The organism is Rhizobium sp. BK456, assembly GCF_014194045.1.
Classification (GTDB): domain Bacteria; phylum Pseudomonadota; class Alphaproteobacteria; order Rhizobiales; family Rhizobiaceae; genus Rhizobium; species Rhizobium redzepovicii.
Map to the genome: position 1 here is coordinate 270107 of NZ_JACIAO010000004.1, position 19684 is coordinate 289790.

Below are 19684 nucleotides of genomic sequence, written 5' to 3' on the forward strand. Positions count from 1 at the left end.
CCCCAGGGATTGTCAGTCTTTCTGGCCGGCGGGGGCGGGCAGCAAGACCGGCTCGGCCGAATGTTTGGGGAGCATTAGTTGTGCCAGAATGTCATCGGCCGAATGGCTGGAACCGCCAATGCCGGCTTCGCGCAGCTGACGATCGAGATCGCCGCCGTTTTCCAGCGCGGCGAGCTCTGCACCGGCTTCGATGCGCCCGGCAGTGATTTCCTGGCGTTTCTTGATGCGTTCGAGACTTTCGACGGCGCTGCCGAGACGGGTATTGATGCCCGACTGGTTATGGGCGATCGCCGACTGAGCGCGCAGCAGCGACTCGTTGGCTTTGACGTTCTCCACCTCGCGCTTCATCTGAGCAATGCGTGCTTCGGTGTCCTGGATCGTGCGCAGCATCTGCTGCTGGCGGGGCAGCAGCCGATCGAGCTCTTCCTGGTCGCGCTGCACTTCGGAACGGCTGGTGGCGATGCGCTGCGCCAGGCCCTGAGCGAGATCCGTGCGGCCGGCCGATATCGCGGCGCGAGCGCTGTCGGTATCCTTGGTTTCCTTTGCGCGGTTTTCTTCCAGGCGGCGCATGACGCTCTTGTTGGAGGCCATGATGCCGGCCAGATCGGATCGCGCCCGGCGCAGCGACTGTTCGGCGTCGCGGATTTCCTGGTCGAGAATGCGCATGGATTGGTTGTCGGCGGCGGCTTCAGCCGCCTCGTTGATGCCGCCGCGAATGGCGGTGAAAATCTTTCCCCAGGTGCTCATGCGGCAATCTCCCCGCTTTTCCATTCATCAATCATGTGTGCCGCATCGACGGCATTGGCCGCCAGAATTGCCACCTCTTCGACCACCGTGTCGGCTGGCGAGTGCGCCGACAGCGAACCGAACAATTCATACCATTCCTCACCGTCGATGGTGGTGATGCCGAAGCTGGAGAGCGGCACGAACTTGTGCGTCTTGAGCACCATGCGTTCGAAGGCTTCGCGATTGGGCACCTCCTTGCACGGCAAAAGAACGGCGCTGACAAGAATGTCGCGTTCTCCGCTGACCGCGACGAAGACGTCGAGATCGCCTTTTTCCTTGAGGGTGACGCATATGACGTCGCCCTGTTCGGGTACGGCTACGTCCACATCACCGAGCGCCGCCGGATCGGCGGCGAACAGGCGCGTTAAAGTGGTGAGGTTCCAGGTCTCCAAAAAGTCCTCCATCGGTTAGAATTCGAAAAATATCTGGGTATCCGATATGCCACTTAAAGGGGTGGCGCGGTAAATAAATTTCGCTAGGTTACGCACGGGGAACGGGGGCGAATCGCGTGCCATTTATCGCTTCATTGCTGCGGCGTGTATATCTCTCGCTCAGCGAATTGGCCTGGTCCGCCCTTTTTATTCTTCTCGTGATCCATCTGGCCGCCTCCTACCTGCTCTTTATGCTGTGCGGCGAAGGCGATCTCGTCGGCAATCCGATCGATTTTCTTTACTACTATATGGTGACAGCCACGACGGTCGGCTATGGAGATCTTTCCCCAAAATCGGGATTTGGCCGGATCATTGCCGTCCTCTTCGTCCTTCCCGGCGGCATTGCCATCTTCACCGCCGTTCTTGGCAAATTGTTGACAACGATCGGCACGATCTGGAGGAACCGCATGCGCGGATTGGGTGACTACAGCGAACGCAGCGGTCATATCATCGTCTTAGGCTGGCAGGAGGGGCAGACATACCAGATGCTGCGGCTGCTGCATGCCGAACGGCAGGCCAACGAACCAATGAGCGTTCTGGTTGCCAAGGAGCTGGCGGAGAATCCCGCCAGCGATTACACCGACTATATCAGAACCGAGCGGCTCGCCGATGCGGACGCTCTGGTGCGGGCCGGAGTGGCGCAGGCGCGGGCAATCATCGCGCGCGGAGCAAATGACGACGAGACGCTGGCCGCGGTGCTGATTGCCGAAGACCATGCGCCCAATGCCCATATCGTCGCTTATTTCGCCGACGACCGCACAGCCCAGATGGTCAAACAACTCCGGCCGCGCGTCGAGGCGGTGGGCTCGCTCGCCGAGGAGCTGCTGTCGCGTGCAGCCCGCGATCCGGGCTCTTCGGAGATCGCCGCACGGCTGCTATCGGCCGCCTCCACCGATACGGCCTTTTCCCTGCCGGTTCCGCCTTTGCAACGGCCACTGCTCTATGGAGACGTATTTTTAAGCCTCAAGCGTGAGCATAACGTCACGCTGGTGGGCTTGCTGAGCCAGGGCATCACCGACCTCAATTGCCGGGACGAGGTGCTGATGCGGGGCGGCGAGACCCTTTACTACATCAGCGGAATGCGGCTAGATCCCGCTGCCGTCGCTTGGGCTCGAATGGGAGACGTATCATGATCGGCTGGTTCGGCAGAGACAAGAACGAAAAGCCCTTGCCCAGAGAACTTGGCCCCTTGGGCGCCGCCATCGGCGGGGCTCTGGAGATCGATTTCCTCTCCCTCGAGGCCGAGGCTTTGGGGGGCGAGCCGGCCATGCCGCTGCCACGGAGCGGCCCCTTCATCATTGCCGGCTACGGCGAGAGTTCGCTCGATGCCGCAACGGTTCTGTCGCGTTACTACGATGAGGACCACCGGATGATCCAGGTGATGTCGGCGTCGGGCCAGCCGGGCGATGCCGTCGACGACATCAGCTTTTATCAATCCTGGGACAGCGTCGTGCCGGCCGGGCAGAGCGAATGGAACCGCTGGACCGGGCCGGGCGGCCTGATCGGCCAGCCTTCCTACGATGCCGACGGTATACTCTATAGCCGCTTCTGGGGCGAAGGCCCGGAGCGCGCGCAACTGGTGGAATTTGTCGAAAAGGTCGAGGATGGTGAAGCGCAGCGCTCCATTCACCAGACCTGTATGTTGTATTACCGCCCGCTTGGCTCGACGCGCGAAATGCTTCTGATCAATGTCGAGCGTGATCTCGACCTCGGACAGAGCCAAGCGGGAAGCTCGGTGGAATTTCTGATCGGTTATGGGCTTGCTCCAGCCGATGTCCGCCGCGTCTGACACACTATCAATTTTTGACGGAGGAGTTTTTCAATGCTCGATTACGTGGCGGGTCTGCCTGCCTTCCTTGGTTATTTCGCCGTTGGTCTTGGCGCCTACGTTGTTTTTGCGGTGATCTACACATTCCTGACGCCGCAAAAGGAAGTTCAGCTCATTCGTGCCGGCAACCTCGCCGCGGTGACGGCATTTCTCGGCGCGCTTATCGGTTTCAGCCTGCCGCTGGCTTCGGCCGCCGCTAATTCGGTCAGCATCATCGACTACATCATATGGGCGGTGATCGGCATTCTGGCGCAGATCCTTGCTTTCTATATTGCGAATTTCACCATGCCGGACCTGCATGAGAAGATCACCGCCGACGATATCGCCGCGGGCATATGGGGCGGCGGCATCGCACTGGTCATCGGTATTCTCAACGCCGCCTGCATGACCTATTGAGGGGAGGGGAACGATGCGCAGACGTAAGAGCGGGCACAGACCCTTCCTGGCCCTAGGCACTATCGCTGCCTCCACCCTGGCGCTATCCGGTTGCGGCGACCAGACGCCTTCGGAGGTCATGTTCAGCTCCGTCGACCAATGCGTGCAATCCGGCATGGACCGGCAGGTCTGCCAGGCCGGCTATCAGGATGCCATGCGGGCTCATCTCGCCACCGCGCCGCGTTTCAACGGCATGGCCGCCTGCGAGGCCGAATACGGCGCGGGCCATTGCTCGGAGCAGCCGGCCAATTCAGTCCCCAACAATACCGGCGGCAGCGGCAGCTTCTTTATGCCGTTCCTGGCAGGCTACATGCTGTCTTCGGCACTGAACAACATCGGCGACTATTCCGACTATCGCCGGCGCCAGGAGGAGATGGGTTATTACTACGGTTCGACGCCGATTTACCGCAATCGCTCCGGGCAGACGGTGACAACGGTTCGCTCAGGCGGCGCGGGCAACGACAGTCTGACTGCGCCCTCGCGCCAGAGCGTCAAGCCGGTCAACGTCAATACCCGCACCGTCGCCCGTCAAGGCTTTGGTGGCCGTTCGTCGTTTAGTTTCGGCGGCTGACATGAAGCGCATCACCCTTCCGGCCCGTCCTGATTGGCGTGACAAGGCGCGCGCCGTCGGCTTCGGCTTTCACGTCATGTACGGCGAGCCTTACTGGCTCGACGATGCCGCCTATACTTTCACGCTCGACGAAATCGAGACGCAGATCGAACAGCCGAGCCAGGAACTGCACGACATGTGCATGGATCTGGTCGGTGATATCGTCAGAAGCGAAGAGACGCTCGACAGGCTGGCCATTCCGGAGGATCTGCGCGATGTGGTGCAGCGCTCCTGGCAGCGCCGCGACCGGCACCTTTACGGCCGATTTGATCTTGCCTATGACGGCACCGGCTCCGTCAAATTGCTCGAATACAACGCCGATACCCCGACCTCGGTGTTCGAGACAGCTTATTTCCAATACAACTGGCTGACCGACCAGATGGCTTTGGGTACCCTGCCCAATGATGCGGACCAGTATAATTCCCTGCAGGAAAGCCTCGTCGAGGCGTTCGAGCAATTTCCCAAAGGGCCGATCTTCCACTTCGCTGTGATGACCGACAATGAGGAGGATCGAGGCACGACGGTTTATCTGATGGACTGCGCAGTGCAGGCCGGCCATCGCGTCGAGCTTCTCGACATACGCGAGATCGGCATCGATGCCGAGGGCCGCTATACCGACCTGCAGGATCGGGTGATCGACCGCTGCTTCAAGCTATACCCATGGGAGTTCATGCTGCGCGAGCCGTTCGCCCGCGAACTCGCGCGCTCCGGCGATGTTTTCATCGAGCCCGCCTGGAAGGCCGTGCTCTCCAACAAGGGGCTTCTGCCTCTGCTCTGGCAGCGCCACCGCAATCACCCCAACCTGCTGGCGAGCTATTTTGCCGACGACCCGGCAGCCGCGACCCTGACGGATTATGTGCGCAAACCGCTGCTGTCGCGAGAGGGCGAGAACGTCACGATATTCCGGGATGGCCGGGAATTCGTTTCCGCTCCCGGCGATTATGGCGACGAAGGCTTCGTCGTCCAGGCCTATGCCCCGCTTTTCGAAAGCGACGGCGGCTTTGCCGTGCTCGGCAGCTGGGTCGTCGGTGATCGCGCCTGTGGCCTTGCCGTTCGCGAAGACCGCTCGCGCATAACCGCCAACCTGTCGCGTTTCGTGCCGCACGTCATCATCGATTAAGAGAGATACGTCCTCTTATGCAAACATCAGAAACCGTTCTCACGACTGAACCTGTCAGCGTCTATTCATTGCCCGGCACGTGCTTTTTCGATCTCGCTCCGGCTGCAGGCGGCGAGCCCTATCGCATATTCCTGTCCATTCCGGCGGAGAAGCCGCCAGCGGGGGGATGGCCGCTTCTAGTGATGACCGACGGCAACGCCACTTTCCCCTTCGCGGCTGCCAGCCTGGTCACTCAGGCGCCTTACCCCACGGGAACGAATGTCGGCTGGGGGGTGATCGCGGCGATCGGCTATCCCACCGACGAGCCCTATGATGCGCTCCGCCGGTCTTGGGACCTCGGTCCTCCACCGGTCAAATCCTATCCGCCCTTTGTTGAGGGCGGTCCCCCGGTGGTCATCGGAGGGACCGGCAAACTGGCGGATTTCATCGAGAGCGAGTTGATACCGCGGATCGCGGAGATAGTGACCCTGGATCCGCGGCGCCGATCGCTTTTTGGGCATTCCTTCGGCGGCCTCTTTACCCTCTATGCCCTGTTTGAGCGGCCGGGTCTGTTTGCCAATTGGATTGCGGCCAGCCCGACCATCTATTGGGAGAACAGTGAAATCCTCAACAATGAGGCGCAGCGTCAACCCATCCCGGGAAATGCCGCCTTCCTGCATTTGTCCGCCGGGGAATATGAAGGCGACGAGTTGGCCCCCTTTCAGTACCGCAACGAGGATGCAGCCGTACGCCTGGAAAAGAGGAAGGCGGAGCGGACGATCCTCCTGGCGCAGGAGATGGCGGAGCGATTGAGCAGCACAGAAGACGGATTGCGTACCGAATTCGAGCTCTATGCAGGCCAGACCCACATGTCGGTTCTTGCAGCGGCTGTGAACCGTGCGGTCAGCATTGCGTTCGCCGTCGGAGGGGTGCCCGACAAGTAAGTCTTCCCGGCCACTGCTGCCGGGGCCTATGGCGAGGTACTTAAATCATCGACAACCTGCCGCGCCTCGGCCCGCGGCGCGGCGACGGAGTGGCGCTTGACGAGCGAGCATTCGAGCTTGGCAATAGGATATCGCTTGCCCGGCACGGTTTCCGGGTTGAGATGTTCGATCGCCCATTGCCCCATGGCAAGATGTGGAAGGACCGAAGTCGTCAGCGGCGGGACGAGGTGGCGTGAAATCTCTTCGTCGTCATACCCCACCACCGACATATCCTGGGGAATGCGAAGCCCCGCATCCTTGAGCGCTTCGTAGCAGCCGATGGCCGTGCGGTCGTTCTGGCAGAAGATCGCGGTCGGCGGCTCTTTCAGAGCAAGCAGTTTCATCGTGGCGGCATAGCCGGCACCGGCAGACCAGTCGCCTTCGATAACCAATTCCGGATCGAAGGGGATATCGGCGGTCGCCAGCGCGCGGCGATATCCGGTCAGCCTGTCCTGCGCAGCCTGCATCCAGATTTCGCCGGTGATGGTTGCGATGCGATGGTGTCCGTGCGTGATCAGATGTCGGGTGGAGCTCTGCCCTCCCGCAATCTCGCTCGGCACGACGGCCGGAAATGCATGGTCCGCCGTATAACAATTCAACAGGACCGTCGGGATGTTGAGATTGCTGACATAGGACGGAAGCTCCACCTGGCGGGTATAGATCGTCATATAGATGAGCGCTGATATGCCTCCGCTCGTCAGCGCCTTGATGGCCTTCGGCTCCATGACCGGATCGCTGAGCGTCTGGGCGACCAGAAGGACATTGCCGGCGTTCCAGGAAGCTTGCCGCGCGCCTTCGATCGCAACGATCGCTTCCGGGCTGGTGGCAAGTTGATCCACGGCGAAACCGATCACATTGTCCAACCCTGAATAAGAGGCCTTCGCCGTATACGTCGTCCCGGTATATCCCAGAGCCCGCGCCGCCTCCCACACGCGGTCGCGGGTCTGCTGCGAGATCCGGGTGCCGGGGGTGTCGTTGAGAACGAAAGAGACGGCGGCCTGCGAGCAGCCGGCGGCCGCGGCAATATCCATCATCGTCACGCGGGCAGGCTTGTCCACCGCGGGCTTATTGCTTTTTTGGGGCTTGGCTTGTCGCATTCGAGGAGAACAGTCTCTTTGTCGTTTGGTAATTACTATTAGCATCTATCTGAAAGCGCTGGCAATTGCATCAACTGTTGCAATGCCTGCGGTTATTGGTCATTGCTAGTACAAAGTTGCATCCCGGTCGGTGCATGATGAAATGTTTTGATCCGCATTGATAATACTATTTACTAATTAAAATTCTTCTATACCGTCACGGAGCGATCGGACCAATGCCACTCGTCGCTTTGCGGCGGCCCTGGGAGGGGGCGCATCCGGCCGGCCGTAAGTCGAAAACGGGCCCATGCGACTGCGGCCCCTCGGGAGGTGTATTATGAAACAGCTGAAACGCAATGCAGCCCTGTTCTTCGCCGGTTTGATGCTGAGCGCGGCACCGGCTGCCGTATCGCATGCCGCCGACAAGCCGACACTTGCATTCGTCGTCAACGGAGCGTCCGACTTCTGGAAAGCGGCAGAGGCCGGCGTGAAGAAGGCGCAGGGCGAAATGCCGGATTACCAGATGGAGCTGAAATACCCTGAGCAGGCGGCTGTCGCCATTCAGCAGCGACTCATGGAAGATCTGGTCAGCGCCGGCGTGAAAGGGATCATGGTCTCCGCTGTCGACCCCAAAACCCAGACGGATGGCCTGAATAAGATCGGCTCGCAGACGGCTCTGTTCACCACCGACAGCGACGCGCCGAAGACCAACCGCGTCGCCTATATCGGTTCTTCAAACGTCGATGCCGGCAAGCAGGCCGCCGAAATCGCTAAGAAGGCTATGCCGGACGGTGGCAAGTGTATGGGTTTCGTCGGTCTGCTCGGCGCCGATAACGCCCGCGAACGCATCGAAGGGATGAAGGAAGGGCTCAAGGGCACGAAGATCGAGCTTGTCGATGTTCGCGGTGACGACATCGACCAGACGCGCGCCAAGAAGAACGTCGAGGATGCGCTGGTGGCCAGCCCCGACCTGACCTGCATGGTCGGCTTCTACTCCTACAACACGCCGCGCATCTATGAGGCGCTACGCGACGCCGGCAAACTCGGCCAGATCACCGTCGTCGGCTTTGACGACGATCCGATCACGCTCGGCGGCGTCAAGGAAGGCACGATCGCGGCAACCGTCGTACAGCAGCCGTTCGAATGGGCTTATCAGGGCATGAAATTGATGGCCGCCTACCTCAAGGGCGATAAATCAGGCGTTCCCGCCGATGGCTTGATCATCATCCCGACGGTGATCATTGGCAAGGATGACGTTGACAAATATGCCGCCAACCTGAAGGCCATGGCTGGAAAGTAACCTCTTTCGCGGCGGCGGCACTCGCCGCCGCGAAAGGCATTTCATGCCGACATCATCAGCAGCCATGGACAGCCGATGAACCATAGTTCCGACATCCCGTCACCGGGCGCGCCCGGAACGCCATTCCTTTCGCTTTCCGGCGTTGGCAAGACTTATCCAGGCGTCGTTGCACTCGAAGGCCTGTCAATGGTCATCATGCCGGGCGAGATCATCGGCCTTGTCGGCGAAAACGGGGCTGGAAAATCGACTCTGATGAAGATTCTCGGCGGTGTGATCGCACCCGATCGGGGCACGATCCTGCTCGACGGGGCAGAGCTTCATTTCCTCACGGTGGAATCGAGCATCTCGTCCGGCATCGCTTTCGTGCATCAGGAACTCAATCTCTTTGAGAATCTCGACGTCGCTGCCAACATCTTCCTAGGGCGCGAACCGCTGAAGGCGGGACCGCTTAAGCTCGTCGATCGCGATCGATTAAGGGACATGGTGAAGCCGCTTTTGAGGCGCGTGGGCGCGCATTTTTCCGCCGACACACCCGTGGCGTCGCTTTCCCTTGCCGAACAGCAGATGGTGGAAATCGCCAAAGCGCTGTCGATCAACGCCAGGCTCGTTATCTTCGACGAGCCCACGTCCAGCCTGCCGCTGGACGAAACCGAGCGGCTGCTTAGCATTATCAAATTGCTGAAAGCGGATGGCATCAGCGTCATTTTCATCTCGCATCGCCTCCACGAGGTCGAGCGCGTCGCAGACCGGGTCGTCGTGCTGCGCGACGGCACGCTTGTCGGCACGCTCGCCAGGAAAGACATCGGCCACGACCAGATGGTCAAGCTGATGATCGGCCGGGTGCTTGCGGCCCGGACCGCAAAACCGCAGCGCTCGCCGGGTTCGGTTGCGCTGAAGGCAAGTGGCGTGCGCACCGAGGCCTATCCTGGCCGTCCCGTCGATCTGGAAATCCGCTATGGAGAAATCATGGGGCTTGCGGGCTTGGTCGGGTCCGGCCGTACCGAGCTTGCCAGGGTCTTCTTCGGCATCGACCGGAGTTATGGCGGAAGCATCCTGCAGGACGGGCAGGAAATTTCCGTCCGTTCCGCTCGCGACGCCGTCGCTCGCGGCATTTTCCTGGTGCCGGAGGATCGCAAGCGCAACGGCATTCTTCTCGATTTCCCGATCGCCCAGAATATCACCCTTGCCGACCTTCCCAGGCTTTCCAGACGCTTCATGCTTTCTGCTGAAAAAGAGACGGCGGCGGCCGAAAAGCAGCGGGTTCGCCTGGCGATCAAGGCGCCTTCCGTTTCGACGCGAACCGGCACTCTGTCCGGCGGCAACCAGCAGAAGGTGGTGCTTGCCAAATGGCTGTCGATGAGCCCGAGGGTGATGATCTTCGACGAGCCGACGCGCGGCATCGATATCGGCGCCAAGAACGAGATTTACGGACTGATGCGAGCGCTTGCCGATGCCGGGGTCGCGGTCCTGATGATCTCCAGCGACATGGAAGAGGTGATCGGCGTTTCCGACCGCATCGCCGTCATGCACGAGGGCCAGATCGCCGGCATATTGGAAGAGGATGAATTCAGCCAGGAAAGCGTGCTTTTGCTTGCCGTCGGCAAAAGGGTAAAATAGCGGCTGCGGCCAACATATAAGTATCGGGGAATGGATCTCGAATGGTCAAAAAGGATCTCGGACTGCTGCTTTTGATCGTCGTCGTCGGCATCGTCGTCGCGATCATCAATCCGCGCTTTCTGCTGCCGATCAATCTTGCCAACACCGCCAACCTGATCGGCCTGTTCGGCATCCTGTCGATCGGCCAGGCCTTTGTCATCATAACCGGCGGTATCGAGCTTTCCGTAGGCTCGCTCGTCGCCCTTCTCGGCGTGCTGTTCGTCGATTTCGTTGCCGTCCAGGACATGCCCTGGATGCTGGCACTGCCGCTCATTCTCGCGCTTGGCGCGGTCATAGGCGCCGTCCATGGCTGGCTGATCACCCGGCTCAAGCTGCAGCCCTTCGTCGTCACCCTCTGCGGCCTGCTGATCTATCGCGGGGCAGCGCGCTTCTACACCGCCGACGGAACGGCGGGCTTCGCGTTCGGCCAGAACTTCCCGGATCTCGAATTCCTGACCGCCGGACGGTTCTACGGCGTTCCCAACACCTTCATCGCGCTCGTCATCATAACCGTCGTGATGTGGATCATGCTGCACCGCTCCGTCTTCGGGCGTTATCTCTATGCAATCGGGAAGAACGAGGAGGCGGCCCGCTATTCCGGTATCCGCACCGGCCGGATGATCATGTCGGCCTATGTCATCTGCGGCCTGCTGACGGCGCTTTCGGCGATTTATTTCGCCATGTACACACGCTCGATTTCGCCGGCGAGCCATGGCCAGTTCTACGAACTCTACGCGATCGCCGCCGCTGTCCTCGGCGGCTTTTCTCTCCGCGGCGGCGAAGGTTCAATCGTCGGCGTGGTGCTCGGCACGGTCCTGCTCCAGGAGCTGCAGAATCTCGTCAATCTGCTTGGCATCCCGTCGTCGCTGAATTTCGCCGTCATGGGCGGCGTGATCCTCATCGGCGTCCTGATCGACCAGCAATGGCACGCCATCCGCGCAAAGCGCCGCCTCGTCTCCGCCGCACGGCATACTGAAACACGTCATTCGAACGAGGGCAGTTTGCCGGTGGCGGCCAATCAGGACTAAATTGGATGATAGGCGCGCGCCGCCCGGCCGAGTTCGCGCGCTCCTCAGTCTCGATGCTGAGTGAGTAGAAGGCAACAGGATGAAGTTGTGTCTGCATTGACTGGCTGCACCGCTCGGCTGCGTTATCGGATGGCGCAAGTTCCATAATGCATATTATCTAATTTGACATACAGCAGCTGGTGTAAGGGGCATTCTATTTCCCGGTGCGACATGCCAGAAAAAACAACGGCTTCCCTTTGGATATTTTGGAATGTCTCGATGCTATTTGCAATTGACCCGGGCCCACCGACGCCGTCTGGCATCAGATTTTCCAACGAAGGAGACGGGATTACTCGATATCTTTCAGGGCATCGAGGGGGCCGGTCAGCGCTGTGCGTGGCGGGACGAGTGATGGTTGCACAAGATGCGTCAGTACTGGAGGTCGGTTGGTGTCGAGGATGGCAAACCCTTTGGTGATCATGGCCTCGCCGTCCTGCCGGATCATGAAGACGGGGAACGGCAGGAAGGAGCCGAAGGGATCGTAGTCGTAGCAGCCGACGATGATATCGGCGAAGGTCTCGTGCGGATGCAGCGCGAGGAAGCGCATCAGCCCCTCGAGGTTGATCGAGGAATTGACGAAAAATGCGCGCGGCAGCTTTCCATGGCCTTCGTAGAAGACTTCAAAGGCGCGGGCGGTCATGGCGGGGGAGTAACCAGTCGGCTGGATGCAGATGTCCGGATCTGCGCCCAGCAGTGCGCGCTTTACGTCGCGAAAGCCACGAATGCGTTCATGGCTGGCATGGTCGTTGCGGCCACCGAACAGATACACATCGTCGGGTGAAAGCGGCCCATCCTCCTGCGCGCGCTCGATGATCGCTTGTGTCAGCATACGCGCGCCTTCGTAATTGTCGCTGATGATCGACGGCGCCAGCGTGCCCGGCAGATCGATGTTGACGTGCTTCAGCCCAGCCTTTTCGCACACCGCGTGGACACCGTCCGGATCGGTTGCACCGGCGATGAAGAGTTCGTCGATAGAATAGGAAATCAGCGTCTCGACAACCTGACGCTCCTCCTCCGGATCACGGCAAGCGCTGACGACGAGCGGGCACTGGCCGCGGTTCCTGGCCTGGGCCTCGAAGGACTGCGCCATGGAGGAAAAATAGCGATTGTCGTGCACAGGCAGCAGAAGGCCGACGAGGCCGGAGCGGGACGAACGCAGGCCACGAGCCTGCAGGTTCGCCGTATAGCCGTGCTCGTTCGCCAGCTTCTGAATAAGCTCGGCCGTTGTCTCCTTGATACGCCGCTTCCGCCAGCTTCCATTCAGCACGGCGCTCACGGTGGAAGCCGATGCGCCCGATAGCACCGAGAGATCGTAGATGGTCGCCTTTTTCTTGCTGATGCCTGTCATGCCCTGCCCTTCCTCTGCCGTTCCCTTAGAAACGAACCCCTCTTGACGAAAGCCCTGCCTTGTTCGATAGTCATTGCACCATCGATTGTGCAAAAAAGAAAGATCGATTGTGCATGGATGGCTCGCCGGAGGAGGCGAGACGGGAGGCAAGGGTATCCCTCGCCAAGAAGCAACCAGGAGCAACCTTGCCGCAAAAGCGGCAGGGGGTCGTCGTTCGCATGGGCGACCTTTGAGGAGGAGTGAGGATGAGGAAACTTATCATAGCGGCATTGGCTGCATCGCTGTCGCTCGCCGGCGCGGTCGCCGCGTTTGCGCAGGACGCGCCGAAGGTCGGCATTGTCGTCAAGATCGGCGGCATTCCATGGTTCAACGCAATGGAGGCCGGCATCAAGGAGCAGGGTCAGAAACTGGGTGTCGATGCCTTCATGATCGGGCCGACCAGCGCCGACCCGGCCCTGCAGGTGCGTGCCATCGAGGACCTGATTGCTCAGGGCGTCAAGGTGATCGGTGTGGTTCCGAACGACGCCAAGGTGCTCGAGCCGGTGCTTTCCAAGGCGCAGGCGGCCGGCATCAAGGTCATTACCCATGAATCTCCTTCGCAGAAGGGTGCCGACTGGAATTTCGAGCTCGCATCATCCACCGGATTCGGCGAAGCGCATGGCAAGCTGCTCGCCGAAAAGATGGGCGGCAAGGGCGAATATGCCGTCTTCGTCGGTTCGTTGACCGTCCCATTGCACAATGCCTGGGCCGATGCCGCAATTGCCTATATCAAGGCGAATTATCCGGACATGAAGCTCGTCGGCGATCGTTATGGCGTTGCGGAAGACGTCGACAAAAGCCGCTCGACAGCGCTCGACCTGATTGCCGCTCATCCGGATCTGAAAGGCTTCCTCGCCTTCGGCAGCCAGGGTCCGATCGGCGCTGGGCGCGCGGTCGAAGAACGCCGCAAGACAGGCAAAATCTTCGTCCTCGGCCCGTTCTCACCCGGCCAGGGCCAGAAGCTGATCAAATCAGACGCGATATCGGGCGGCTTCATGTGGAATCCGAAACAGGCCGGCGAAGTGTTCGTCACGCTCGCCGATCGGCTGATCAAGGGCGAGAGCATCAAGGAAGGCGACGACATTCCAGGTCTCGGGGTTATCAAGCCGGCCGGCAACGACATCATCGTCGACCAGTTGCTGCCGATCAACAAGGACACGGTCGACGACCTGGCCGCAATGGGTCTCTGAAAGAGATCCCCTCCCCCGGTGTCGGGCCGGTCCATGCCGACCGGCCCGACATTCGGCAAAGAAGGCGGTATCCGGCCAAGGCCGGGGCCATCGACCCTTCATGGCATTCGATCGGACAGGCAACCGGCATGAGCACGGCAACGGATGAGGGCGTGAGAGCCCCGCCTCTTCTTTCGCTCCGCGGCATCAACATGACATTCGGCGGCGTGAAGGCGCTGAAAAACGTCTCCTTCGAGGTTTTGCCGGGCGAGGTGCATTGTCTGGCCGGGGAGAATGGTTCCGGTAAGAGCACGCTCATCAAGGTTATCTCCGGCGTGTATCGGCCTGCCGAGGGCGCCGAGATCGTCTTCGACGGCGAGACGATACCCCACATCACGCCAGGCATGGCCCAGTCCCGCGGCATCCAGATCATCTGGCAGGACCTTGCGCTCTTTCCGGAAATGAGTGTGGCGGAAAACATCGCCTTTCAGACGCTTTCCGGTTCGCGCCCGCGCTTCGTCAACTTTGGCGCGATCCGGACGATCGCGGAGGGTGCGCTTGCTCGGCTCGGCGTCAGCCTCGAGGTCGACAGACCGCTGAAGGACTTCGCCATCGCGCAGCGCCAGATCGTGGCGATTGCCCGCGCGCTGGTCGGGCAGGCCCGGATCGTCTTCATGGACGAGCCGACCGCCTCGCTCACCCAAACGGAGACCGATCATCTGCTGGCAATCGTCCGCACCCTATCGGCTTCGGGCGTTGCCGTGGTCTTCGTCAGCCATCGTCTTGCGGAAGTGCTGGAAATCTCCTCACGCATCACGGTGCTGCGCGATGGCGCGCTCGTCGGGGTCTTTCCGGTGGAGGGCATGACACAGTCGAAGATCACCGAGCTGATGACCGGGCGGACCTTCGATCAGAACGTTCGCGCCAGCGACCGATCGCAGAACCCGATCATGCTCTCCGTCAGCAAGCTTTCCCGGCCTGGCGAGTTCGAGGAGATTTCCTTCGATCTGCGCCGTGGCGAGACGCTCGGGATCACAGGATTGCTCGGCTCGGGCCGCACCGAACTTGCGCTTACGCTGTTCGGCATGCGTCGGCCGGCCGCCGGCACGATCAAACTGGAGGGAAGAGCGGTGCATTTTGCGTCCAACCGCGAGGCGATTGCGGCCGGCGTCGCCTATCTGTCGGAGGACCGTCTTTCACTCGGTCTCAACCAGCCGCAATCCATCGCCGACAATCTGGTCATGGCCTCGCTCAACCGCATCCTGAGCGGCCGGCTGATTTCGCCCGATAAGAAGCACGCGCTCGTTGCCGGCTGGATTGCTGATCTCGGCGTCAGGATCGGCAAGCAGGACGATGCGATCTCGACGCTTTCGGGCGGCAACCAGCAGCGCGTCGCGATCGCCAAATGGCTCGCCACCGATCCCAAGGTGCTGATCCTTGACGCTCCCACCGTTGGCGTTGATGTCGGCGCGCGCGCCGGCATCTTCGAAATCGTTGCCCGTCTCGCCGACGCTGGGCTGGCAATCATCCTCATCTCGGACGAGGTGCCGGAGGTCTATTTCAACGCCGACCGGATCATTCACATGGAAAAGGGCCGCATCGCCGGCTGGCACGATCCGCGCACGACCACACTGAAGGGCCTGGAGGCGGCCATCTATGCGTAAGCTGTTCCTGTCCTATACGACCGAATGCGTGCTCATCGCCGTCATCATCGCGATGAGCATCTTCCTGGCGTTTGCGACCGATCGTTTCTTCACACTCGGCAATGCCTTCGACCTGCTCAATATCAGCGCCGTCAACATCATCTTCGCCGTCGGCCTGCTCGTGGTGCTGATATCAGGCGGGATCGACATCTCCTTCGCCGTCGCCGCCTCGATCGTGCAATATCTCACCGTACTTGCGCTCGAGCGGATCGGCGGGGGTGGCTGGACCTGCGGCTTCCTGATCGCGGCAGGCATCGGCATCGTGCTCGGCCTGATCAACGCTTTCCTGATCCACCGTTTCCGCATCATCTCGATCGTCGCGACAATCGCGACCTTCAACGTCTATTTCGGCCTGCTGATGTTCTTCACCAAGGGTGTATCGCTCTACAATCTGCCCGATTGGCTGACCGCGCGCGTGGTCATTTACGAGCGGGAAATGGCCGACGGCAGCTGGGCGGAAATAACTCTGCCCGTTCTCGTCATGGCCGTCTGCACGCTCGCCACCTGGCTCTTCATTACCCGCACGACGACCGGCCGGCAGCTCTATGCCTTCGGCGACAATCCTGACGGCGCGCGCCGCTTCGGCATCAATATCGGCGCCATGCAGTTCATCGCCTTCGGCTGGCTTGGACTGATGGCGGGTATCGCCGGGCTCATGCAGGCGCATTACGCACAGGAGGTGGTGCCGAACGCACTTTATGGTCGCGAGCTCGATGTCCTGGCTGCCGTGGTGCTCGGCGGCGCGCGGCTGGGCGGCGGCAAGGGCTCCGTGCTCGGTTGCGTGCTGGGCGTGCTGCTCGTTTCGATCACCCAGAACGGCCTCAACCTGATGGGCGTCTCGCCCTTCGCCTTCAAGATGATCGTCGGGGCGATCATCCTCGTTGCGATCACGTTGTCGAGCGCCCGCATCGGCGCGCTGGCGCCAGTCTTTGGGGGCCGCATGTCGACCGACGGCCAACCTGCGGCAAGCGGAGAAAAGCGATGAACACCCTCGCAGCCCGCTTCAACGCCATCTTCGGGGCTGATATGGCCGGTCCGCTGGCCGCGCTGGCGATCGTGCTGATAGTCTTCGGTTTCGCCTCGCCACATTTCCTGACGGGCGCAACCTTCGGATCCGTCGCCTTTCAGCTTCCCGAGCTCGGCATCCTAACGCTTGCCATGCTGATGCCGATCCTCACCGGCGGCCTGAATCTGGCGATCACCTTCACTGCCAACATGGCGGGCCTGACGCTTGCCTGGACGCTGCAAGCCAATGGCGGGATCGATGCCGGCCCGATCGCCTTCCTGCTCGGCTCGCTGCTGGCACTTGTCGTCGGCGCGGCAAGCGGCTTGGTCATGGGCCTCGTCATCGCCTTTACCCGCGCCCATCCGATCCTCGTTTCGCTTTCGATGATGATCTTCCTGCGTGGCCTCGGCGAGTTCCTGACGCGCGGCGGCGATATTTCGGGTTTCCCAACCTTCATCGCTCCCATCGGCCACGGCAGCATTCTCGGCATTCCTATACCGTTGTTGATCCTGATCGCCTGCGTGATCGCCAGCCACATCCTGCTCGCGCGATCCAAGCTCGGTTTTTCCACCTATATGATCGGCTCCAATATCGAGTCCGCCCGCTATTCCGGCATCAATACCCGCAAGGTCCTGGTGATTGTCTACATGCTCTCCGGCGTGATGGCTGCCGTGGCCGGCATCATCATGCTTGCGCGCTTCAATTCGGTACGCGTCGGCCATGGAGAGTCCTATCTGCTGATCACCGTACTCGCCTGCTTCCTCGGCGGCATCAATCCGTTCGGCGGCTTCGGCCGCGTCCTGCCCGTCTTCGTGGCGCTCATCGTGCTGCAGCTTCTCTCTTCGGGGCTCAATTTGCTCGGCGCCAACCAGCATCTCACCACTGCCGTCTGGGGCATCCTGCTCATCGTCGTGATGGTGCTGCGATGGTTCTCGGCCAAGTTCATCGCAATCGCGAAATAGGAGATATGACCATGCAGGGTTTCGGCGTCCACACTAGCATGTGGACCATGAACTGGGATCGCGCAGGCGCCGAGAAGGCAATTGCCGGAGCGGTGCAGTATAAAATGGACTTCATCGAGATTGCGCTGCTCAATGCGCCGGCTGTCGATGCCAGACACACCCGGGAGCTGCTTGGGAAGAGCAAGCTGCGCGCGGTCTGCTCGCTCGGCCTGCCGGAGCATGCCTGGGCATCCGTCCGCCCCGATGCGGCGATTGAGCACCTGAAGATTGCGATCGAAAAGACCGCTGAGATGAGCGCCGAGGCGCTGTCCGGCGTCATCTTCGGCGGCATTGGCGAGCGGACCGGCATACCGCCGACGCAAGGCGAATACGACAATATTGCCAAGGTGCTCGACGCTGCCGCAAAGCACGCGAAGAAGTACGGCATCCAACTCGGCGTCGAGGCCGTGAATCGTTATGAGAACCACCTGATCAATTCGGCCCAGCAGGCCGTCGACATGGTGGAGCGTGTCGGCGCCGATAACATCTTCGTTCACCTCGACACCTACCACATGAACATCGAGGAGAAGGGCGCAGCAAACGGCATCCTGGTTGCCCGCGATCACCTGAAATATATCCATCTTTCCGAAAGCGACCGCGGCACGCCAGGCTATGGCAACATTCCCTGGGATGCGATCTACGCCGCGCTCGCCGCAATCGGCTTCAACGGCGGACTTGCCATGGAAAGCTTCATCAACATGCCGCCGGAAGTGGCCTATGGCCTGGCCGTCTGGCGCCCCGTTGCACGCGATATGGAAGAGGTCATGGGAAGGGGGCTGCCGTTCCTGCGCAACAAGGCGGAACAATACGGCCTGATCTGACCCGGTTAACGCTATTGCTCATTGTTGCGGCCGAGCCCAGCTTCTCGGCCACTCCTTTTCCGTGCGCCGGCGTTGTTTCCTGCAACGCCATTGCCTTTCGGCCAACCTACTGCTTACGGCTGTCTTTCAATTTCGCAGTAGACAACGCTCCGATTCGTGCCCGGCCAGACAGACACTTTCAGATCCGCCCCAGCCGCGCTTTCACTGGCGATCAAGCCCATTTCATGTTCCGAGCGCAACAGCAGCGCCCAGTTCATAAATGTCTCCATATAGCCGTCGACATCCGTGGCCGGGGAGAAGTTGGCGAACAGGAATGTGCCGCCAGGCTTAAGCATGCTGACACACTTCTTCGTCAGCTTTATAGCGACAGCGTCCGGGAGATAATCATAAAGACCGGCCGCATAAACAAAATCGAACATGCCCAGCGCATGCCTCCCAGCAAGCAGGGATTTGACCGACCCGTTGAGCGCCTCGACCGACGTGCCGGCGAAATCGCGGGCGACTGTTCCAACACTCATCGGGTCCTGATCCAAAGCGACCCAGCGTTTGATTGCGCCGGCGCCGAGCGCGTGCGACAAAGGCCCCTCACGAAGATGCCCCGACGCGATGGCCAGGACTTCGGTGGAACCGGGCCGCGCCGAAGCGATTTCGTCGACGCGCCGCGCCAGAATGTCTCGACGCTCTCTTACTGCGACGGATGACGAAGCATTTCGAGTGTAGGCGTAGATCGAACGTCCCAACGTGCTCGATGATGCGACATCGTCCTCGATCTCAGGCCTGCCGTAGATAAAGTCGAGAAGACGTGCGTCGCCGGAATAGCCGCGCGGCTTTTCAAACGACCAGCGGGTCAATGGATCCTGGTGCAGATAGTGAGCAACTGGATGAGATTGCGCGATCGGAACGATGACGTCCCACACCTCCGGATGAAAGCGGCGCCGTAATTGATGCAAGGCTTCGCTAAGCCGCTCGATGATCGCACGAGGCTCGACGCCGGATCTGAACTGACGGATCGACAGATCGAGGCTGACGGCAAGCTCGGCTTTCGCGACGATAACGTCGCTGGGATTTGTCGCAGCAAACCTCCTTGCTGCCCGCCGAATTTCACCCGGCGCAACAAGACTTTCACCGTCCAAGACAAGACTTCGTGCCATTTCGAGACTCCCTTGACATAGCGTTAAGCATAATCAACCTCGAAATGGGATGCGACTAGAATCTGCACGGGATAAGGGTAATTCTACTATTGCGGGTCGGAACCTGCGCCTCTACGAATGTTAAGTAATAAGACAAACCGGTTGCAGGTTGCCGAACGTAATTTTGGAGGGCGCC

General features: G+C 60.6%; 19 protein-coding genes. 14 read left to right on the forward strand and 5 right to left on the reverse strand.

The genetic code is table 11. The annotated features are described in order from the left end of the window. Positions 1-12: 12 nt before the first annotated feature. Both FHX03_RS14110 and FHX03_RS14115 read right to left on the reverse strand, forming a co-directional pair. The gene (locus FHX03_RS14110) at positions 13-747 is read right to left on the reverse strand and encodes a PspA/IM30 family protein (RefSeq protein WP_183854162.1); all 735 of its coding nucleotides are present in this window, start codon (positions 745-747) and stop codon (positions 13-15) included. Continuing rightward, complete coding sequence (locus FHX03_RS14115; protein ID WP_097629423.1) at positions 744-1190, reverse strand: YjfI family protein; 447 nt, start codon at positions 1188-1190, stop codon at positions 744-746. Before FHX03_RS14115 ends, FHX03_RS14110 begins: the two co-directional genes overlap by 4 nt. A gap of 104 nt (positions 1191-1294) precedes the next feature. On the opposite strand from FHX03_RS14115, the gene FHX03_RS14120 reads away from it, so the two are divergent. From FHX03_RS14120 to FHX03_RS14145, 6 genes are read left to right on the forward strand one after another with little or no spacing between them, the layout of a single operon-like run. After that, the gene (locus FHX03_RS14120; RefSeq protein WP_097629424.1) at positions 1295-2350 is read left to right on the forward strand and encodes an ion channel; all 1056 of its coding nucleotides are present in this window, start codon (positions 1295-1297) and stop codon (positions 2348-2350) included. After that, on the forward strand, positions 2347-3006 hold the full coding sequence (locus FHX03_RS14125; protein ID WP_097629425.1) for a YjfK family protein: 660 nt from the start codon (positions 2347-2349) through the stop codon (positions 3004-3006). Before FHX03_RS14120 ends, FHX03_RS14125 begins: the two co-directional genes overlap by 4 nt. Before the next feature lie 33 nt (positions 3007-3039). Then, on the forward strand, positions 3040-3441 hold the full coding sequence (locus tag FHX03_RS14130) for a DUF350 domain-containing protein (protein WP_183854164.1): 402 nt from the start codon (positions 3040-3042) through the stop codon (positions 3439-3441). A gap of 13 nt (positions 3442-3454) precedes the next feature. Further along, the gene (locus FHX03_RS14135; protein ID WP_183854166.1) at positions 3455-4051 is read left to right on the forward strand and encodes a DUF1190 domain-containing protein; all 597 of its coding nucleotides are present in this window, start codon (positions 3455-3457) and stop codon (positions 4049-4051) included. A 1-nt stretch (position 4052) separates the two neighbouring features. Beyond that, positions 4053-5210 (forward strand): glutathionylspermidine synthase family protein, encoded by a 1158-nt coding sequence (locus FHX03_RS14140; protein WP_183854168.1) that lies wholly within the window; start codon positions 4053-4055, stop codon positions 5208-5210. A gap of 17 nt (positions 5211-5227) precedes the next feature. Continuing rightward, positions 5228-6133, forward strand: a complete 906-nt coding sequence (locus tag FHX03_RS14145; RefSeq protein ID WP_097629428.1) for an alpha/beta hydrolase — start codon at positions 5228-5230, stop codon at positions 6131-6133. A 26-nt stretch (positions 6134-6159) separates the two neighbouring features. Here FHX03_RS14145 and FHX03_RS14150 read toward each other — a convergent pair whose 3' ends face one another. Then, complete coding sequence (locus FHX03_RS14150) at positions 6160-7269, reverse strand: LacI family DNA-binding transcriptional regulator (RefSeq protein ID WP_097629429.1); 1110 nt, start codon at positions 7267-7269, stop codon at positions 6160-6162. Between the two features lie 316 nt (positions 7270-7585). Between FHX03_RS14150 and FHX03_RS14155 the strand changes: the two genes are divergently transcribed. The 3 genes from FHX03_RS14155 to FHX03_RS14165 all read left to right on the forward strand — a co-directional run bounded on the left by FHX03_RS14155 (position 7586) and on the right by FHX03_RS14165 (position 11232). After that, positions 7586-8548 (forward strand): sugar-binding protein, encoded by a 963-nt coding sequence (locus FHX03_RS14155; RefSeq protein WP_064843990.1) that lies wholly within the window; start codon positions 7586-7588, stop codon positions 8546-8548. A 75-nt stretch (positions 8549-8623) separates the two neighbouring features. After that, on the forward strand, positions 8624-10165 hold the full coding sequence (locus tag FHX03_RS14160; protein ID WP_183854169.1) for a sugar ABC transporter ATP-binding protein: 1542 nt from the start codon (positions 8624-8626) through the stop codon (positions 10163-10165). 41 nt (positions 10166-10206) lie between these two features. Then, complete coding sequence (locus tag FHX03_RS14165; RefSeq protein WP_183854172.1) at positions 10207-11232, forward strand: ABC transporter permease; 1026 nt, start codon at positions 10207-10209, stop codon at positions 11230-11232. A 328-nt stretch (positions 11233-11560) separates the two neighbouring features. Here FHX03_RS14165 and FHX03_RS14170 read toward each other — a convergent pair whose 3' ends face one another. Then, positions 11561-12619: a LacI family DNA-binding transcriptional regulator gene (locus FHX03_RS14170; RefSeq protein ID WP_131710546.1), complete on the reverse strand. Its 1059-nt coding sequence runs from the start codon at positions 12617-12619 to the stop codon at positions 11561-11563. Between the two features lie 245 nt (positions 12620-12864). Between FHX03_RS14170 and FHX03_RS14175 the strand changes: the two genes are divergently transcribed. The 5 genes from FHX03_RS14175 (at position 12865) to FHX03_RS14195 (ending at position 18358) form a co-directional block, all read left to right on the forward strand. Then, positions 12865-13848, forward strand: a complete 984-nt coding sequence (locus FHX03_RS14175) for an autoinducer 2 ABC transporter substrate-binding protein (protein ID WP_183854174.1) — start codon at positions 12865-12867, stop codon at positions 13846-13848. A 128-nt stretch (positions 13849-13976) separates the two neighbouring features. Beyond that, positions 13977-15491 carry a sugar ABC transporter ATP-binding protein gene (locus tag FHX03_RS14180; protein ID WP_183854175.1) on the forward strand — a complete coding sequence of 505 codons (1515 nt, stop codon included), beginning with the start codon at positions 13977-13979 and terminating at the stop codon, positions 15489-15491. Further along, positions 15484-16515: an ABC transporter permease gene (locus tag FHX03_RS14185; protein ID WP_097629435.1), complete on the forward strand. Its 1032-nt coding sequence runs from the start codon at positions 15484-15486 to the stop codon at positions 16513-16515. Before FHX03_RS14180 ends, FHX03_RS14185 begins: the two co-directional genes overlap by 8 nt. Further along, entirely contained in the window at positions 16512-17498 is a 987-nt protein-coding gene (locus FHX03_RS14190) for an ABC transporter permease (RefSeq protein WP_097629436.1), read from the forward strand. The genes FHX03_RS14185 and FHX03_RS14190 overlap by 4 nt, the downstream gene beginning before the upstream one ends. An 11-nt stretch (positions 17499-17509) precedes the next feature. Beyond that, positions 17510-18358 carry a sugar phosphate isomerase/epimerase family protein gene (locus tag FHX03_RS14195; RefSeq protein ID WP_097629457.1) on the forward strand — a complete coding sequence of 283 codons (849 nt, stop codon included), beginning with the start codon at positions 17510-17512 and terminating at the stop codon, positions 18356-18358. 113 nt (positions 18359-18471) lie between these two features. Here the strand turns inward: FHX03_RS14195 and FHX03_RS14200 are convergent, their stop codons facing one another. Next, complete coding sequence (locus FHX03_RS14200) at positions 18472-19509, reverse strand: class I SAM-dependent methyltransferase (RefSeq protein ID WP_131710550.1); 1038 nt, start codon at positions 19507-19509, stop codon at positions 18472-18474. Between the last annotated feature and the right edge of the window lie 175 nt (positions 19510-19684).

What these genes read in the sequence shown, in the direction of transcription:
- FHX03_RS14190 (WP_097629436.1), top strand. Translation starts at nt 16,512, where the DNA reads ATGAACACCCTCGCAGCCCGCTTCAACGCCATCTTCGGGGCTGATATG.
- FHX03_RS14150 (WP_097629429.1), bottom strand. Translation starts at nt 7,269, where the DNA reads ATGCGACAAGCCAAGCCCCAAAAAAGCAATAAGCCCGCGGTGGACAAG.
- FHX03_RS14145 (WP_097629428.1), top strand. Translation starts at nt 5,228, where the DNA reads ATGCAAACATCAGAAACCGTTCTCACGACTGAACCTGTCAGCGTCTAT.
- FHX03_RS14170 (WP_131710546.1), bottom strand. Translation starts at nt 12,619, where the DNA reads ATGACAGGCATCAGCAAGAAAAAGGCGACCATCTACGATCTCTCGGTG.
- FHX03_RS14155 (WP_064843990.1), top strand. Translation starts at nt 7,586, where the DNA reads ATGAAACAGCTGAAACGCAATGCAGCCCTGTTCTTCGCCGGTTTGATG.
- FHX03_RS14180 (WP_183854175.1), top strand. Translation starts at nt 13,977, where the DNA reads ATGAGCACGGCAACGGATGAGGGCGTGAGAGCCCCGCCTCTTCTTTCG.
- FHX03_RS14115 (WP_097629423.1), bottom strand. Translation starts at nt 1,190, where the DNA reads ATGGAGGACTTTTTGGAGACCTGGAACCTCACCACTTTAACGCGCCTG.
- FHX03_RS14200 (WP_131710550.1), bottom strand. Translation starts at nt 19,509, where the DNA reads ATGGCACGAAGTCTTGTCTTGGACGGTGAAAGTCTTGTTGCGCCGGGT.
- FHX03_RS14125 (WP_097629425.1), top strand. Translation starts at nt 2,347, where the DNA reads ATGATCGGCTGGTTCGGCAGAGACAAGAACGAAAAGCCCTTGCCCAGA.
- FHX03_RS14195 (WP_097629457.1), top strand. Translation starts at nt 17,510, where the DNA reads ATGCAGGGTTTCGGCGTCCACACTAGCATGTGGACCATGAACTGGGAT.
- FHX03_RS14165 (WP_183854172.1), top strand. Translation starts at nt 10,207, where the DNA reads ATGGTCAAAAAGGATCTCGGACTGCTGCTTTTGATCGTCGTCGTCGGC.
- FHX03_RS14135 (WP_183854166.1), top strand. Translation starts at nt 3,455, where the DNA reads ATGCGCAGACGTAAGAGCGGGCACAGACCCTTCCTGGCCCTAGGCACT.
- FHX03_RS14175 (WP_183854174.1), top strand. Translation starts at nt 12,865, where the DNA reads ATGAGGAAACTTATCATAGCGGCATTGGCTGCATCGCTGTCGCTCGCC.
- FHX03_RS14110 (WP_183854162.1), bottom strand. Translation starts at nt 747, where the DNA reads ATGAGCACCTGGGGAAAGATTTTCACCGCCATTCGCGGCGGCATCAAC.
- FHX03_RS14130 (WP_183854164.1), top strand. Translation starts at nt 3,040, where the DNA reads ATGCTCGATTACGTGGCGGGTCTGCCTGCCTTCCTTGGTTATTTCGCC.
- FHX03_RS14160 (WP_183854169.1), top strand. Translation starts at nt 8,624, where the DNA reads ATGAACCATAGTTCCGACATCCCGTCACCGGGCGCGCCCGGAACGCCA.
- FHX03_RS14140 (WP_183854168.1), top strand. Translation starts at nt 4,053, where the DNA reads ATGAAGCGCATCACCCTTCCGGCCCGTCCTGATTGGCGTGACAAGGCG.
- FHX03_RS14185 (WP_097629435.1), top strand. Translation starts at nt 15,484, where the DNA reads ATGCGTAAGCTGTTCCTGTCCTATACGACCGAATGCGTGCTCATCGCC.